The sequence below is a fragment of the Kingella oralis genome (assembly GCF_014054985.1).
In the GTDB taxonomy this organism is placed as follows: domain Bacteria; phylum Pseudomonadota; class Gammaproteobacteria; order Burkholderiales; family Neisseriaceae; genus Kingella_B; species Kingella_B oralis.
Genome location: NZ_CP059569.1, coordinates 227,228 through 241,791 on the forward strand (window position 1 = coordinate 227,228; position 14,564 = coordinate 241,791).

Consider the following 14,564-nt stretch of genomic DNA (forward strand, 5'->3'; position numbering starts at 1 on the left):
GGTTTGCTTTACGTTCATTTACAAAATAGATTGCAAATAGGCAGCCTGAAAAATGGGATTTCAGGCTGCCTTTAAGGATTTAAGGATGGTTTTTGTACCACATGCCCAGCGCGTAGCACACGATGCCCGCGCCGCCGAGCAGGGCAAACAGGATGCCTTTTTTGCGGGCGTTGGAGCAATGCCAATACACGCTCAGGCTGAATGTGAAAAACAGGCTGACGGCAATCCGCAGCATTTGGTGCGGTTGCTGCTGATAGCGGTTGAGCGTGTAGGTTTCGCTGAGCATGACGTAGAGCTGCCACAGCGCGGCGAGGGCGAGCAGCGGGATGGCGATGAGGATAAACAGGGCGGCAAGGTCTAGGTGGGTCATGGTGGGGATGATGGGAACAAGATTGAGGCAGCCTGAAAACGAGCGAAGCGGGTAAAACGGTTTTCAGGCTGCCTTTTAAGGTTGGAACGATGGCGATAACAGGCTTACTTCGCCTGATTGCTCAAATACTGCAACAGCAACGCCACAGGTCGCCCTGTCGCGCCTTTTTGCGCGCCCGATTTCCAAGCCGTGCCTGCGATGTCCAAATGTGCCCATTTGTAGTTCTCGGCAAAGTGCGCCAAGAAAGTGGCGGCGGTGATGGTGCCAGCGGGGCGGCCGCCGATGTTTTGCAAATCGGCGAAATTGGATTTGAGCTGCTCTTTGTATTCAGGGAACAGCGGCAGCTGCCATGCTTTGTCGTTGCTTTCGCGCGCGGCGGCAAGCAGCGCGTCCACCAAATCTTGGTCATTGCCCATCACGCCGCTGGCAACGTGTCCCAGCGCGATGATGCACGCGCCGGTGAGCGTGGCGGCATCAATCACGGCTTGCGGTTTGAAGTTTTGCTCCACATAAGTGAGCGCGTCGCACAGCACCAAACGCCCCTCGGCATCGGTGTTCAGGTTTTCAATGGTGGTGCCGTTCATGGCTTTGACCACATCGCCCGGCTTGGACGCGCCGCCATCGGGCATATTTTCGCAAGTAGCGACCACGGTTACCAAGTTAATCGGCAGCTTGGCTTTGGCGGCGGCGATAAACGTGCCAATCATCGCCGCCGCGCCGCACATATCGTATTTCATCTCGTCCATGCCTTCGCCTGGTTTCAACGAGATGCCGCCGCTGTCAAAGGTCAAACCCTTGCCCACCAACACAATCGGCTCGGCGGATTTATCTGCTGCGCCAAAATAGCGCAATTCCAGCAATTTCGGCTCTTCCTTGCTGCCTTTGGCCACGCCCCAGAACGAGGGCATATTTTCGCGGATGTAGTCGCCGCCCAAAATTTTGGCTTCCGCGCCCAAGGCTTGCGCTTCGCGCGCGGCGGTTTCGGCAAGATAGGTGGGCGTGCAGATGTTGGAGCCTGTGTTGCCCAAGTCTTTGCACAGGTTCACGCCGTATAACAAGGCTTCGGCGCGGTTTAAGGCAGCCTGAATTTCATCGCCGTGCTGCGCGTGCACAAACTGCACCTGCGCCAATTTGGCGGGGCTGGCTTCTTTTTTGAAGCGGTCAAAACGGTACACCGCCTCGCCAATCGCCGCCACCAACGCGGCCACCACGCGCGGCGCGTTTTCGGCGCAGAACGGGCTTAAATCCACCGCCACCGCCGCTTGCTTTTGCGCCCACGCGGCGGCTTCTTTGGCGGCTTTTTGCAAGGTTTCGGTGGCCAAATCGGCAAAACGCAGCACGGCAATGCTTTTCAGGCTGCCTGAAACGGGCAGTTTGGTTTCGGCAAAGCTGTCTTTTTCTTCCAAGCTGTGGCACAAAAGCTGGGCGGTTTCATCGTTTAGCTGGCCCGCTTCGGTGCAGACAAACAATTGCGCGGCTTCGGGCTGCGCGGCGGCGGCAAGGGTAAATTGCATGGGGTTTCCTTTGTGGACGAGTTGCAGAAAGGGCAAATTATACGCGCGAGGCGGGCGGCGTAGCAAAGCGGGGTGGCGAAGCGAAAACGAGCGGTGGCGGGCAAATCTTGTTGCCCTTCTTTTCAGGCTGCCTCAACCCTTCGCGTAGTTTGCAACAGAACATGGCGTATCGCCGCCATACCCACTCTTGGCGTTGCTGTGGCGCAAGCGTTTCGGGCTGCCTTTGGGCATTGTAGAGGCAGCCTGAAAACCAAAACCGCTTGGTGTTGAGCCATGCGGTTTTTTGCTGGATAGATTGGATTTCAGGCTGCCTCAACCCTTCGCAACTGTTTAATACTGCCACCCATTCCCCTACGTCCAGCCGAACGCAGCGTCCTTTTTTCGGAAACAAGCGTGAGCTTGTCCGACGACGCGCAAAGTTTATCCGTAGGTCGGGCATTTATGCCCGACAAACACGGGCATATTTATCTTAAATACGACACAACGCACAACTAAAAACGTCGGGCATAAATGTCCGATCTACTGGGGTTTTGCAACAGTTTCAGGCTGCCTAAACGCGAGCGCAAAGGCTTGGGCAGCCTGAAACATCAACCCGCGCCTCCTACGGCTTGCTTGCAAGCCGTGCACATGGCAAATATTCAGACTGCCCCCGCTATGCAAACATAGGAAAACTATAGTTGACTAAAATAAAAATGAGACAAGGCGCCAGCGTCCGCCGTATACGAACAGTACATCAGGGCGTTGGCAACGCCGTATCATTGCGATTTTAATCAACTATAAATTGAGCAAACCCACAAGATTGCATACAATGCCGCCATTTTTCCCTGCGAGAACCGCCCATGAAACACGCCAAAATCCTCGGCACCGGCAGCTACCTGCCTGCCCAACGCGTTACCAACGAAGAACTCGCCCGGCGCGTTGACACATCCGACGAATGGATAACCACGCGCACGGGCATCAAAGCCCGCCACATCGCCGCCGAACACGAAAAAACCAGCGACTTGGCACACGCCGCCGCCCTCCGCGCATTAGACGATGCCGGCATTGCCGCCGGCGAGATTGACTTAATCATCGTGGCCACCGCCACGCCCGATATGCAGTTCCCCGCCACTGCGACCATCGTGCAGCAAAAGCTCGGCGTTTCAGGCTGCCCCGCGTTTGACGTGCAAGCCGTGTGCGCGGGCTTTGTATACGCGATGGCAACCGCCAACGCCTACATCAAAAGCGGCATGGCAAAGAAAGCTCTGGTGATTGGCGCGGACACGTTCAGCCGCATCATGGATTGGAGCGACCGCCGCACCTGCGTGCTCTTCGGCGACGGCGCAGGCGCGGTGGTGCTGGGCGCAAGCGACGAAGCGGGCATCATCCACAGCAAATTGCACGCCGACGGCAACTATTTATCGCTGCTCAACACGCCCGCGCAAATCGCCGATGGCGCAATATGCGGCACGCCGTTTTTGCAAATGGACGGGCAAGGCGTGTTCAAATTCGCGGTGAAACAGCTGGCCGCTGTTGCCGACGAAGTGTTGCAGGAAGCGGGCTACACCGCCGAACAAATCGATTGGCTGGTGCCGCACCAAGCCAACAAGCGCATTATCGATGCCACCGCCAAGCATCTGGGCTTGCCCGAAGAAAAAATCATCCTCACCGTGCAGGAACACGCCAACACCTCCGCAGCCTCCATCCCGCTCGCGCTGGATGCAGGCATTAAAGACGGGCGCATCCGGCGCGGGCAACATCTGATGATGGAAGGCATCGGCGGCGGCTTCGCTTGGGGCGCGATGCTGGTTCGGTATTAAGACTTGCCCGCAAGCCAACCCGCCATGCTTTTCAGGCTGCCTCAAACCATTCGGATTCAGGCAGCCTGAAAAGCGTTTGCGTTGCAGCCAAGCGCGGCGGCAGCGGGCGGATTGCCCGTTGATACGATGCCGAAAGGGTAAACAACGCGGCGGGTTCTGCAAATACGCACAAAGGCAGCCTGAAACGGGTTAATCCGTTTTCAGGCTGCCTTTTGTTATCGTTGGTTAAAACCAAATTGCGATTTCAATCAACGCTATTGCCTATTCTGCCTGTTCCAGCAGCCAAGCCACATAGCGTTCCACGCCTTGCTCTACGGTGTAAAAATCATCGGCGTAGCCGGCGGCACGCAGTTTCTCGGTATCGGCTTGGGTGAACGATTGGTATTTGCCCGCCAAATCTTCGGGGAAGGGGATATAGCGGATAAGCTGCTGCTCCACCAATTCCGCCAACGACAGCTTGGGCTTGCCCTCGGCGGCGCGGCAGGCGTTCACGGTGGCGGCGGCGAGGTCGTTAAACGGCTGGCTGCGCCCCGTGCCAAGGTTGAAAATGCCTGATTTTTCAAAATTGTCAAAGAAATACAGGTTCACTTTGGCGACGTCTTCCACGCTGACGAAATCGCGGCTGTGTTCGCCGTTGCCGTAGTTTTCGTATGCGCCAAACAGGTTCACATAGCCTTGGCTGCGGTATTGGTTGAAATGGTGGTAGGCGACGGATGCCATGCGTCCTTTGTGCTGCTCGCGCATGCCGTACACGTTGAAATAGCGGAAGCCGACAACTTGGGCGGTCAAACCTTGCGCGATGCGCCGGCGGACCACTTGGTCAAACAAAAATTTGGAATAGCCGTAAACGTTGAGCGGCTTTTCCAGCGCGCGCTCTTCGCGGAACGCTGTGCCTTTGCCGTAAACCGCCGCGCTGCTGGCGTATAAAAAGGGGATGCGCTCGTCTTGGCACCAATCCAGCAGGTCCAGGCTGTATTGGTAGTTGTTTTCCATCATGTATTGCCCGTTGTGTTCCATGGTGTTGCTGCACGCGCCTTGGTGGAACACGGCGCGGATGTCGTGCGGAACGAGGTGTTCGCGCACTTGGCGGATGAATTCGTGTTTGTCGAGATAATGTGCGATGTCGCAATCGGCAAGGTTGCGGAATTTGTGCCCGTTGGTCAGGTTGTCCACGGCGATGATGTCGGTTTCGCCGCGCCGGTTGAGCGCTTTGACGATGTTGCTGCCGATAAAGCCGGCTGCGCCTGTTACGATGATGGTCATGTTGGGATTCCTTTATGTGTGGCTGAACTGTGTGAGTAAAACGTTGTTTTTAAGCGTTTCGTGGTTTTCAGGCTGCCTATGCGTGCTGAAAAGGCAGCCTGAAAACGGGGTTTTATACTGCCAACGCCTGTTCCAGCTCGGCAAACGAACACACCGCCGTGCCCAGCTTGGCTACGACCACGCCCGCCGCGGCGTTTGCCGTGTGCATGGCTTCGGGCAGCGTGTAGCCTGCGGCAAGGCTCAGCCCCATCGCGGCGATGACGGTGTCGCCTGCGCCCGATACGTCGTACACCTCTTGGGCGCGGGTGGGCTGGTGGGTTTGCCCGTCGGCGCGGTAGAGCGTCATGCCTTCTTCGCTGCGCGTTACCAGCAGCGCGTCCAAGCCCAGCGTTTCGCGCAAGCCTTGCGCTTTGGCGGTTAGGCCCGCTTCGTTTTCCCAGCCGCCTGCGGCATCGCGCAACTCGGCGCGGTTGGGGGTAAGCAGCGTGGCGCCTGCATATTTGCTGAAATCCGTACCTTTGGGGTCGATTAACACGGGCTTGCCCGCGGCGCGGGCGGCGGCAATCATGGCGGCGACTTCGTTTAGCACGCCTTTGCCGTAGTCCGACAAAATCACGGCATCGTATTGGGACACGAGTTCGGCGTATTGTTGCCGCACGGTTTTCAGGCTGCCCAAATCGGGCGCGGCTTCAAAATCCAAGCGGATAAGCTGTTGGTTGCGCGCCAACACGCGCAGTTTGAGCGTGGTGGGCGCGGCGGAGCTGCGAATCAGATGGCCGGCGATGTTGTCTTGCGCCAGCAGCTCGGACAGCGTGTCGGCGGCTTCGTCTTCGCCCACCACCGCCAACAGCGCAGCTTGCCCGCCCAACGCGGCGATGTTGCGCGCCACGTTCGCTGCCCCGCCTGCGCGGTGTTCGGTTTGCCCGATTTTGGCAACCGGCACGGGGGCTTCGGGCGAGATGCGCGACACGTCGCCAAACCAGTATTGGTCCAGCATCACATCGCCTGCCACCAGTACTTTGGCAGCCTGAAAACGGGATAGGGCGGGCATAAAGTTGGGCATTTTTAGTGCTTCCAGTTGTAAATAGAGCGGAAATTGTACCATGTAGGGCAACAGATGGGAAAGGTTGCCTCAAATCGCGCGCCGAAAGCCGATTGCCTGCAAAACATGCCCGCGCGTTACCACCGTGTCGCCCGCCAAATCCGCCAGCGTGCGCGACACGCGCAAAATGCGGTGGAAGCTACGCGCCGACAGCGATAATTTTTCCAGCATCTGCGCCAAAGCTTGCTTGGCTTCATCGTCGATTTGCGCCAGCGTGTCCAATTCGCTGGGCAGCAGTTTGGCGTTGGTTTTGCCCTGCCGTTGATATTGGATGTCGCGCGCGCGTATCACCCGCTGGCGCACGGCCGCGCTGCTTTCGCCCGCTTGGCTGCTGGTCAAATCCGCCGCGGGCAGCACGGGCACTTCAATCGTTAAATCGATGCGGTCCAACAGCGGGCCAGAAATTTTGTCGCGGTAGCGTTTCACCGCATCGGGCGTGCAGCGGCAAGGCTTGGTGGGATGCCCCAAATAGCCGCAGGGGCAAGGGTTCATGGCGGCAACCAGTTGGAATTTCGCGGGATAGGTTACTTGGCGCGCGGCGCGGGAGATATGGATTTGCCCGCTTTCCAACGGGTCGCGCAGCATTTCCAAGACTTTGCGGTCAAACTCGGGCAGCTCGTCTAAAAACAGCACGCCGTGCGTTGCCAACGATATTTCTCCCGGCCGCGGGTCGGAGCCGCCGCCCACCAGCGCGGCGGAGCTGGCGGAATTGTGCACCATCCGCATCGGGCGTTCGCGGCTGAAATCGTGCGCGTGCTGCGGCAAAAGCGAGCGCAACGCCCACACTTCAATCTGCTCATCGGCGGTGAGCGGTGGCAAAATCGTGGGCAAACGCTGCGCCAGCATGGATTTGCCCGTGCCCGGCGGGCCGACCATCAGCAGGCTGTGCCCGCCCGCCGCCGCGATTTCCAACGCCAAACGTGCCGTGTGCTGCCCTTTCACGTCTTTCAAATCCAGCGTGTTGCGGTTTTCAGGCTGCCTCTGGCGGCTTTGCGCGCGCGGCAGCGGTTCAAGGCGGTTTAAATGCGCCGCCACCGCATTCAGGCTGCCCGCGCCATAGGCTTCAATATTCGGCATCATGGCAACCTGCTCCGCGTTATCCTCGGGCAACACAAACGCCCGCCCCGCTTGCTGCCCCTGCCAAGCCATCGCCAACGCGCCGCGAATTGGGCGCAAACTGCCCGACAAAGCCAATTCGCCCGCAAATTCATAACGCGCCAAATCATCAGGGTTCACTTGCCCGCTTGCCGCCAAAATGCCAATCGCAATCGGCAAATCAAACCGCCCCGACTCTTTGGGCAAATCGGCAGGCGCAAGGTTCACCGTGATTTTTTGCGCGGGAAAGGCAAAACCGCTTTGCAAAATCGCCGCGCGCACGCGGTCGCGGCTTTCTTTCACTTCGGTGTCGGGCAGCCCCACAATGTTAAATTGCGGCAAGCCATTGGCAAGATGCGTTTCCACCTCCACCAACGGCGCATCCATGCCGCTAAGCGCACGGCTGTTTACCACGGAAAAAGTCATATCATCGGTCTGTAAAGAAAATGTTAAACCGCCGATTTTAAGCCATTTGCCCGCAAAGCAGGCGAAAATTTGGGCTGCATCCGTTTTCAGGCTGCCTCAGAATCCGCGTTTGCAACAACCCCAAATCCAAGCCAAACTTTAAATTTGCATAGGCAAAGCGAATACAGCTTCTTAATGCAATCACACAAAATTTAACGCCCAACCACGCCGAACAGCCTCAAAAACAACCGCCAAGCAAAACAAATTTTGCTACAATGCACGGCTATTTTAGCCACCGAGGCAGCCTGAAAACACCATTATGCAACCAAGGAATTTTATGCACGCAAAACATCAACAAGGCAAAGGCTTATTTAGCTTTATGGCAGGCTCAATCGCCGCATTGATTGCCATTGCAGGCGTATTGTTCACATTAAACAACAACAAAGCGCGCGACTTCAAAGACCCCGCCACCAGCAGACAGCAGCCCGCCGCCGCAAGCAGCCAAACCGAAGTGCTGCTGCCCGGCAACGTGCCCGCCAGCGCCGCCAAGCCAACCGACAATACCCGCACCACGCCCGCATTGGAAGACAACGAACCCCTCGTCGCCTCCGCCCCACGTGCGCGCCCCCCCAAACCGCGCGAAGAAACCGAACCCGCACTGATTGATGAACAACCCAATGCAAACAAAGACAAATCCAAAAAAACCGAAACCGCCCGCCGCCCGCCCGACATGATGGACGACCCTGTGTTGGGCGACAGCACCGAAACCGAAACCCCGCGCGACACCAAGCCGCGCAAACCCGAAACCAAACCCGCCGACAGCAAAGCCGACAATCGGCAGCCTGAAAAAGCCAAACTCAGCGAAGCCGAAAAACGCCGCCGCCAGCAAGAAGACCTTGCCGACCGCAACGCCAAGCCCACCGCCGAGCAAATTCTCAACAGCGGCAGCATAGAAAAAGCCCGCGAAGTCGCCCGCCAAGAAGCGCAGGCCAAACGCGCCAAACAACGCGCCGCCGAAGAAGCCCAAGCCAACAAAGCCGACCGCGCGCCCGCCCAAGCCAGAGAAAGCAAAAGCGACCAGCCCGCCGCCGCGCAAAACAAAACCGGCAACAAAACAGACCGCACCACCGTGCAAGCAGGCGCTTACAACAGCCGCCAAGCCGCCGAAGCGCAGCGCGCCAAACTCGCGCTTATGGGTGTCAACACCCAAATCGTGGAAGTGCAAAGCAACGGCAAAACGCTCTACCGCGTGCAAACGCGCGGCATGGACAGCAACCGCGCCAACCAAGTGCGCGAAACCCTGCAACAAAACGGCATAAACAGCATCCCTCGCAAACAATAATCTTCATATAAGGAAAAGCCATGAAAACAACCCTAAAAACCACCGCATTTGCCGCCTTTTTAGCCTTGGCAACCGCCCTGCCTGCCTCCGCCGCCACCGAAGGCACGGATTACGAAGTCGTGAAAGCCGAAGTTGCCCCCTTGCAAAAAGACAAAATCGAAGTAACCGAATTCTTTGCTTACTGGTGCCCGCATTGCAAAGACCTTGAACCCATCTTGCTCAAACACGCCAAAACGTTCAAAAAGGACACCGTGTTGCGCACCGAACACATCGTGTGGGACGAAGGGCGCGACTTTGGCTTTGCCCGCCTTGCCGCAGCAGTAAAACAAGCAGGCTTGCGCGACCAAGCCGACCCCGTGATTTTTGAAGCCTTTGCTTCGCAACGCATCGATTTGGGCAAAGACGACGTGTTGCGCCAATGGCTGCCCGCCCAATCGGCGTTTGACGGCAAAAAAGTGTTGGCCGCCTACGATTCGTTCAGCAACAAAAACATGGCGGAACAAATGAAAAAATGGACCGAGCAATACGAAATCACAGGCACGCCCACCGTTATCGTGGGCGGCAAATACAAAGTGAACTTCCAGCAAATAGGCTTTGACGCGGGCATGAAAGTCATCGACGACTTGGTGCAAAAAGTGCGCGACGAACGCGGCATGAAAGCCCCCGCAGCCGCCAAACCCGTTCGCAGCCTAGGCGCGCGTTTTGTGAACAAAGTCGCCAAAGCCAAATAAGCCGCCCGCCAAGGCAGCCTGAAACGAAAGCCCGTGTTTGCAATCGTGTTGTGTTCCGCAGAACGATGATGGCGAACACGGATTTTCCACTTTCAGGCTGCCGCAAATACGCATTGGATAACCTCTGCAAAACCTGCAACCGATGGTGCGTTGAAGACTCGCTGTATCTGACGAACCTGTAAAATTCTGTTGAATACGCCCTTTGGCGGCGAGCCGCCGCTCCGTTTTGGGTTTCAGGCTGAAATTTTTGCAAAAGCCTTGGGGCGGTCTGCGTAGCGACGCGGCGTGGCGAAGCTGAAAACAAACTGTTGTTATCACTAGGTCGGGTGTTTATGTCCGACAAATACGGACTAAAATTGTCGGGCACAAATGCCCGAGCTACTTGGGTCTCGCAAAGATTTCAATCTATCCGACAAAAAACCGTTTGGCGCGATACCAAACGGTTTTGTTTTTAGCTTTACTATGCAGGCTGCCTCGGGGTCATAAGTTTCAGGCTGCCTTTTGCGCGCTGTTCGCAGTTTCCCCAATCACCAGCACCGCATTGCTGCCGCCAAAGGCAAACGACGAGCTGGCCGCAATCCGCCGTCCGTCCGGCCATGCGCTGCCGCTGTCTGTCAGCGCAATCTCAGGTAGTTCCGGGTCGGGCGTGCCGTCCCAAAGCTGCGGCGGGAGTTTGCCTTGCGGATTGGTTTCGCGGCTGGCAACGCCCCATGCGAATGCCGCTTCCAGCGCGCCCGCCGCGCCGAGGGTGTGCCCTGTGGACGGCTTGGTTGAGGTGCAGGGCGTTTGGCAGCCGAACACTTCGGCAACGGCGCGGCTTTCCATGCTGTCGTTGTGTTGGGTGCCCGTGCCGTGCAGGTTAATCCAGCCGATGTCGTGCGGGCTTAATCCGGCATGGTTTAAGGCAGCCTGAAACGCCTGCGCCGCGCCCAGCCCGTCGGGTCGGGGCGACGACATATGGTAGGCATCGCTGCTTGCGCCGCAGCCCAAAAGCTGCATGGTGCTGCTGAAATCGGGGTCGCGCGTCATCACGAATGCGGCGGCGGCTTCGCCGATATTGATGCCGTTGCGGTTTGCCGAAAAGGGGTTGGCGATGCCGTCTGAAAGCACGTCGAGCGAGGCGAAGCCGTTAATCGTGAGCGGCGACAGGGTGTCTGCGCCGCCGCAAATCACGGCATCGGCAAGGTTGGCGCGCAGCAGCCTTGCCGCGCTGATTAGGGCGCGCGCGCCAGAGGTGCAGGCAGTGGAGACGGCGTAGCGCAGGCCGTGCAGGCCGTAGGCTTCGGCAACAAACCCCGCGGGCGCAGACATGGTGTTTTGGAAATATTTGAACGGTTTGTCTGCCCAGCCGCCGCCTCGGGCAACGTGTTCAAACAGCGGGATGTTTTCGTCTGCGCCGCTGGTGGACGTGCCGATAACGACGGCGATGCGGTGGCTGCCGTAGCGCGCAACGGCAGCGTGAATGTCGGATTCGATTTGCGCGAGGGCGTGCCAGAGCAGTTGGTTATTGCGGCTGGCGTGTTGGGGAGGCAGGTCGTGCGGCAGCGGGCGCAGGGTTTCGCCGACTGCGCCGAACGCGTAGGTTTTGCCGTTTACCCACTGTTCGGAAAAAACAAGCGGGTTGGCGGCATTCGGGTTGAGCAGCGCGTCGATATGGGTTTGCAGGCCGCTGCCGAGCGCGCTGGTTACGGCGGGGCGGCTTAGGTAAACGGGTGTGTTCATGTTTTATTCTTCAATCGGGCTGGCAGTCCAGCGGGTTTGGTCGGGGAACGAGAGGCTGAACTGCCTGCCGTTGCGGGCGGCGCACCACAAATCGCGGCTGCGGTAGCGGAACAGTGCGCCGCTGCCTTCGGGGCAAAATGTCGGATGGCGTTCGGATGGCGTTTCAGGCTGCGCCTGCTTCACATCGGGATAAAGCGTTGCGGCGCGGTCGGCGGCAATCAGCGGCAAGAGCGCGGCAAACAGGCGGCGCGATTGGGCGTTGGGCATGATGAAGCCGTCGTTTTGCCAACCGCGCGTGCTGACGGTTTGGCGCGAAACGGGCGCGCCGAGCGCGTCGGTTTGCACAAAGCGGATGCCGTCTGAAAGCCGTTCCACCGCCAACAGGCTGGTTTGCACGGTTTGCCCTGCGGCATCGGTCTGCTCCAATTTGAACCATTGCGCCTGCTGCGGCAGCTCGGGCAGGGTTTGCGGATGGGGCAGGGCGGTGCAGGCGGCGAGGGCAAGGGCGAGCGCGGCAAGGGCGGTTGGGAAAAAGCGCATGGGATGTCCTTTGGGTGGGTTGGGGTTTCAGATGACGTTTGCAGTTTCAGGCTGCCTTGCCAATCGCCCAAAGGCAGCCTGAAACGCGTTTCAAACGGCATCAACGCCTGTTTGTCTGTTTAATAAAACGGTATCGCTTATTGTAACCTGTGCGCCGACAGACCGTCAGCGGGTTTTTTGCCTATTCTGCCCATTTCTCCCGCAAAAACCCAATAAACGCCCGCACGTTCGCCGTGAGCAGACGGGTGGCGGTGAGGGCGTGGACGGGTGTTTTTTCGCTTTGCCAGTCGGGCAATACGGCTTTCAGACGGTCTTGCGCCACGTCGTCGCGCACCAGGATTTCGGGCAACAGCGCGATGCCCAGTCCGACCGCCGCCATCTGCCGCAGCATGCCGGGGCTGTTGGCGCCGAAGCGGCTTTGCGGCTGCACCGTTACCCGTTCGCTGCCGCGCTGCACAGTCCAGAGGCCGTCTGAAAAGCGCAGGCATTCGTGTGCCGCCAAATCGTCGGGCGACTGCGGTTCGCCCCGCTGCGCCAGATAGCCCGGCGCGGCGTAAAGGCAGCCTGAAAATTCTGCCAGCGGGGTGGCGATGTAATCGGAATCGGGCAGTTTGCCGGTGCGCACCGCCAAGTCAAACGGCTCGCCAATCAAGTCCACCTTGCGCGGGGTTACGTCAAAATCGACGCGCAAATCCGGGTAACGCGCGGCAAATTCGGGTAGCAGCGGCGCGACCATGTTGTACGCCATGTCCACCGGCAGCGACACGCGCAAGGCGCCGCGCACGGTTTCGCGCATTTCGTCCAAAGCGCCGTGCAACAGCCGCGCTTCGGCGACAATCGGCAGCGCGCGTTCTAAGTAATACGCGCCCGCGCCCGTCAGCTCCAGCCGCCGCGTGCTGCGGTTAAACAGCCGCAAGCCGAGCGCGTCTTCCAGCGCGGCAATGCGCCGCGACAGGGTGGACTGCGGCATGCCGAGCTTGGCGGCGGCGCGGCTGAAGCCGTTGGCTTGGGCGACTTCGACGAAGAGCGCCATTTCGTTTAGGTAGTCCATGTTGTTCCTTTTCAGACGGCCTCTGCGCGTACCAGCCGCATCACCGCCGCCATCTCCTCCAACACCCGCGCCACGGGCACCGCCTGCCTGCGTTCAAAAAAGTGTCGCACGGTTTCCAGCAGCAGCGTCGCCATGATTTTCACGCGGTAGTCGTCGGGCGCAGTTTCGGGCAGCATCGCGGCAAAATGCGTTTGCAGCATGGCGCGCATATCGTCATACAGATGCAGCTTCGGCGTTTGGATTTTCCACAATGCCAGCAGCAGCGCGTGTTGTTTGAACAGAGCGTCGGCAGACTGCTGCAAAAAGTCGGGCAGGTTGTCCGCCGCCAAGCGTTCGGCAAGATTGGCGGCGTAGTCTTGTTTGAATTCGGCAATCATCGCGGCGGCGACGGCGTTTTTGCCCGAATAGTATTTGTAAAATGTGGCGCGGTTCACTTGCGCGGTGGCAATGATGTCCTGCGCGGCGATGTCGTCGTAATCGCGCTCGGCAAGCAGGTTGAGCAGTGCGTTGCGGATGGCTTGGTGGGTTTTGACCACTCTTAAATCAACTTTCATGGCAGTTTTCAGAAATAAGCATACACGCGGACGATTTTATCTGTTTACGCTGATTTTTTGCACGATTTTGTCGGTATCGCGTTTCAGGCTGCCTCTATACAATCTGTTTTATCCAATCAACACACAGAGAGACACATCATGAACAACATCAAAATCCATTGCCTGACAACAGGTTGGGTGCAAATCAAAATCCACCACCAGCTCGCCCGCTTTTTCAGACGGCCTTTGAGCGTGATGGACGTACTCACCGACCATAAATGGTCGCCGCATCTGCCCATCGGCTGCTGGCTGATTGAGCATCCCGAAGGCTTGATTATGGTGGTGGACACGGGCGAAAGCAGCCGCGCCAACGATGCGGGCTATCAGCCGTGGTGGCATCCGTTTATGCAGTTTTGCGAACGGCGCGGCGTGAAAGCCGAAGAAGAAGTCGGCGCGGTTTTGCGCTCGCGCGGCTTTGACCCGCTCAACGTGAAATGGGTGGTGATGACCCATATGCACGGCGACCACGCGGGCGGCATTCCCAATTTTCCCAACAGCACTTTTTTGCTCACCGAAACCGAAAAACATGCCATCGAAGCCAAAGACGCGGTGTTCAACGGCTATCTGACCATGCACTATCCCGACTGGTTTTCCAAACAAATCCAAACCGTGCCGTTTTCAGACGGCGCATTTGAAACCTTTGAAAAAAGCCAAAAACTCACCCAAGACGGCAAAATCCGCCTTGTGCCCACGCCGGGGCATACGCTCGGGCATCAAATCGTGATTGTGGATATGGGCGATTATTACGTTTTGATTGGCGGCGACGCTTCCTATTGCGAACAATATATGCTCAACGGCGACATCGACGGCGTGTGCATCGACGGCAAACAACACCACGAGTCCACCACCAAAATGCGCGAACTGTGCCGCCGCAAACCCACAATTACCCAGTTTGCCCACGATTTTTACAGCGAAACGCGGCTGCAGGAGAAGCGGTTTACGGCGGTGGGGTAAAACCGTGCTTGGCATGGCAGAAGCAGCCTGAAATAGCATTTTCAGGCTGCTTTATTTCATATTCGGATAAATGTTATCCATTT

16 protein-coding genes are annotated in these 14,564 nt (G+C 58.0%); 5 read left to right on the forward strand and 11 right to left on the reverse strand.

Going from position 1 to position 14,564, the window contains the following annotated elements:
- Nucleotides 1-79: 79 nt before the first annotated feature.
- The 3 genes from H3L93_RS01185 to H3L93_RS01195 form a co-directional block, all read right to left on the reverse strand.
- Nucleotides 80-370: a hypothetical protein gene (locus tag H3L93_RS01185; RefSeq protein WP_040559022.1), complete on the reverse strand. Its 291-nt coding sequence runs from the start codon at nucleotides 368-370 to the stop codon at nucleotides 80-82.
- Between the two features lie 104 nt (nucleotides 371-474).
- Nucleotides 475-1,884 carry a leucyl aminopeptidase gene (locus tag H3L93_RS01190; protein ID WP_003797916.1) on the reverse strand — a complete coding sequence of 470 codons (1,410 nt, stop codon included), beginning with the start codon at nucleotides 1,882-1,884 and terminating at the stop codon, nucleotides 475-477.
- A 37-nt stretch (nucleotides 1,885-1,921) separates the two neighbouring features.
- Nucleotides 1,922-2,227 (reverse strand): hypothetical protein, encoded by a 306-nt coding sequence (locus H3L93_RS01195; protein WP_003797915.1) that lies wholly within the window; start codon nucleotides 2,225-2,227, stop codon nucleotides 1,922-1,924.
- A 167-nt stretch (nucleotides 2,228-2,394) separates the two neighbouring features.
- Between H3L93_RS01195 and H3L93_RS01200 the strand changes: the two genes are divergently transcribed.
- Complete coding sequence (locus H3L93_RS01200) at nucleotides 2,395-2,550, forward strand: hypothetical protein (protein WP_003797913.1); 156 nt, start codon at nucleotides 2,395-2,397, stop codon at nucleotides 2,548-2,550.
- A 173-nt stretch (nucleotides 2,551-2,723) separates the two neighbouring features.
- Nucleotides 2,724-3,683 carry a beta-ketoacyl-ACP synthase III gene (locus tag H3L93_RS01205; RefSeq protein ID WP_003797912.1) on the forward strand — a complete coding sequence of 320 codons (960 nt, stop codon included), beginning with the start codon at nucleotides 2,724-2,726 and terminating at the stop codon, nucleotides 3,681-3,683.
- Between the two features lie 31 nt (nucleotides 3,684-3,714).
- Here H3L93_RS01205 and H3L93_RS01210 read toward each other — a convergent pair whose 3' ends face one another.
- From H3L93_RS01210 to H3L93_RS01225, 4 genes are all read right to left on the reverse strand, one after another.
- Nucleotides 3,715-3,918 carry a hypothetical protein gene (locus H3L93_RS01210; RefSeq protein WP_003797910.1) on the reverse strand — a complete coding sequence of 68 codons (204 nt, stop codon included), beginning with the start codon at nucleotides 3,916-3,918 and terminating at the stop codon, nucleotides 3,715-3,717.
- Nucleotides 3,919-3,944: 26 nt separating this feature from the next.
- On the reverse strand, nucleotides 3,945-4,946 hold the full coding sequence (gene rfaD, locus H3L93_RS01215) for an ADP-glyceromanno-heptose 6-epimerase (RefSeq protein WP_003797907.1): 1,002 nt from the start codon (nucleotides 4,944-4,946) through the stop codon (nucleotides 3,945-3,947).
- Nucleotides 4,947-5,058: 112 nt separating this feature from the next.
- The gene (gene rfaE1, locus H3L93_RS01220; RefSeq protein WP_155803212.1) at nucleotides 5,059-6,009 is read right to left on the reverse strand and encodes a D-glycero-beta-D-manno-heptose-7-phosphate kinase; all 951 of its coding nucleotides are present in this window, start codon (nucleotides 6,007-6,009) and stop codon (nucleotides 5,059-5,061) included.
- A gap of 69 nt (nucleotides 6,010-6,078) precedes the next feature.
- Nucleotides 6,079-7,569, reverse strand: a complete 1,491-nt coding sequence (locus tag H3L93_RS01225) for a YifB family Mg chelatase-like AAA ATPase (RefSeq protein ID WP_003797903.1) — start codon at nucleotides 7,567-7,569, stop codon at nucleotides 6,079-6,081.
- A gap of 316 nt (nucleotides 7,570-7,885) precedes the next feature.
- Here H3L93_RS01225 and H3L93_RS01230 point away from each other — a divergent pair, with 316 nt between their 5' ends.
- Together H3L93_RS01230 and H3L93_RS01235 are read left to right on the forward strand one after the other, a co-directional pair.
- A complete protein-coding gene (locus tag H3L93_RS01230) occupies nucleotides 7,886-8,890 on the forward strand; it encodes an SPOR domain-containing protein (protein WP_040559020.1) in 1,005 nt (334 codons plus the stop codon).
- A gap of 20 nt (nucleotides 8,891-8,910) precedes the next feature.
- The gene (locus tag H3L93_RS01235) at nucleotides 8,911-9,621 is read left to right on the forward strand and encodes a thiol:disulfide interchange protein DsbA/DsbL (protein WP_003797898.1); all 711 of its coding nucleotides are present in this window, start codon (nucleotides 8,911-8,913) and stop codon (nucleotides 9,619-9,621) included.
- 489 nt (nucleotides 9,622-10,110) lie between these two features.
- On the opposite strand, the gene H3L93_RS01240 is transcribed toward H3L93_RS01235, so the two are convergent.
- The 4 genes from H3L93_RS01240 to H3L93_RS01255 form a co-directional block, all read right to left on the reverse strand.
- Nucleotides 10,111-11,343 (reverse strand): beta-ketoacyl-ACP synthase, encoded by a 1,233-nt coding sequence (locus H3L93_RS01240; RefSeq protein ID WP_003797896.1) that lies wholly within the window; start codon nucleotides 11,341-11,343, stop codon nucleotides 10,111-10,113.
- Nucleotides 11,344-11,346: 3 nt separating this feature from the next.
- Nucleotides 11,347-11,883 carry a hypothetical protein gene (locus H3L93_RS01245; RefSeq protein WP_003797894.1) on the reverse strand — a complete coding sequence of 179 codons (537 nt, stop codon included), beginning with the start codon at nucleotides 11,881-11,883 and terminating at the stop codon, nucleotides 11,347-11,349.
- Between the two features lie 181 nt (nucleotides 11,884-12,064).
- Nucleotides 12,065-12,934 carry a LysR family transcriptional regulator gene (locus H3L93_RS01250; protein WP_003797890.1) on the reverse strand — a complete coding sequence of 290 codons (870 nt, stop codon included), beginning with the start codon at nucleotides 12,932-12,934 and terminating at the stop codon, nucleotides 12,065-12,067.
- A gap of 11 nt (nucleotides 12,935-12,945) precedes the next feature.
- Entirely contained in the window at nucleotides 12,946-13,488 is a 543-nt protein-coding gene (locus H3L93_RS01255; RefSeq protein WP_003797888.1) for a TetR/AcrR family transcriptional regulator, read from the reverse strand.
- Nucleotides 13,489-13,626: 138 nt separating this feature from the next.
- Here H3L93_RS01255 and H3L93_RS01260 point away from each other — a divergent pair, with 138 nt between their 5' ends.
- The gene (locus H3L93_RS01260; protein WP_003797886.1) at nucleotides 13,627-14,481 is read left to right on the forward strand and encodes an N-acyl homoserine lactonase family protein; all 855 of its coding nucleotides are present in this window, start codon (nucleotides 13,627-13,629) and stop codon (nucleotides 14,479-14,481) included.
- The last annotated feature ends 83 nt before the right edge of the window (nucleotides 14,482-14,564 follow it).

Coding starts and splice junctions, on each gene's coding strand:
- H3L93_RS01185 (WP_040559022.1), bottom strand. CDS start 370: ATGACCCACCTAGACCTTGCCGCCCTGTTTATCCTCATCGCCATCCCG.
- H3L93_RS01190 (WP_003797916.1), bottom strand. CDS start 1,884: ATGCAATTTACCCTTGCCGCCGCCGCGCAGCCCGAAGCCGCGCAATTG.
- H3L93_RS01200 (WP_003797913.1), top strand. CDS start 2,395: ATGTCCGATCTACTGGGGTTTTGCAACAGTTTCAGGCTGCCTAAACGC.
- H3L93_RS01205 (WP_003797912.1), top strand. CDS start 2,724: ATGAAACACGCCAAAATCCTCGGCACCGGCAGCTACCTGCCTGCCCAA.
- rfaD (WP_003797907.1), bottom strand. CDS start 4,946: ATGACCATCATCGTAACAGGCGCAGCCGGCTTTATCGGCAGCAACATC.
- rfaE1 (WP_155803212.1), bottom strand. CDS start 6,009: ATGCCCAACTTTATGCCCGCCCTATCCCGTTTTCAGGCTGCCAAAGTA.
- H3L93_RS01225 (WP_003797903.1), bottom strand. CDS start 7,569: ATGACTTTTTCCGTGGTAAACAGCCGTGCGCTTAGCGGCATGGATGCG.
- H3L93_RS01230 (WP_040559020.1), top strand. CDS start 7,886: ATGCACGCAAAACATCAACAAGGCAAAGGCTTATTTAGCTTTATGGCA.
- H3L93_RS01235 (WP_003797898.1), top strand. CDS start 8,911: ATGAAAACAACCCTAAAAACCACCGCATTTGCCGCCTTTTTAGCCTTG.
- H3L93_RS01240 (WP_003797896.1), bottom strand. CDS start 11,343: ATGAACACACCCGTTTACCTAAGCCGCCCCGCCGTAACCAGCGCGCTC.
- H3L93_RS01245 (WP_003797894.1), bottom strand. CDS start 11,883: ATGCGCTTTTTCCCAACCGCCCTTGCCGCGCTCGCCCTTGCCCTCGCC.
- H3L93_RS01250 (WP_003797890.1), bottom strand. CDS start 12,934: ATGGACTACCTAAACGAAATGGCGCTCTTCGTCGAAGTCGCCCAAGCC.
- H3L93_RS01255 (WP_003797888.1), bottom strand. CDS start 13,488: ATGAAAGTTGATTTAAGAGTGGTCAAAACCCACCAAGCCATCCGCAAC.
- H3L93_RS01260 (WP_003797886.1), top strand. CDS start 13,627: ATGAACAACATCAAAATCCATTGCCTGACAACAGGTTGGGTGCAAATC.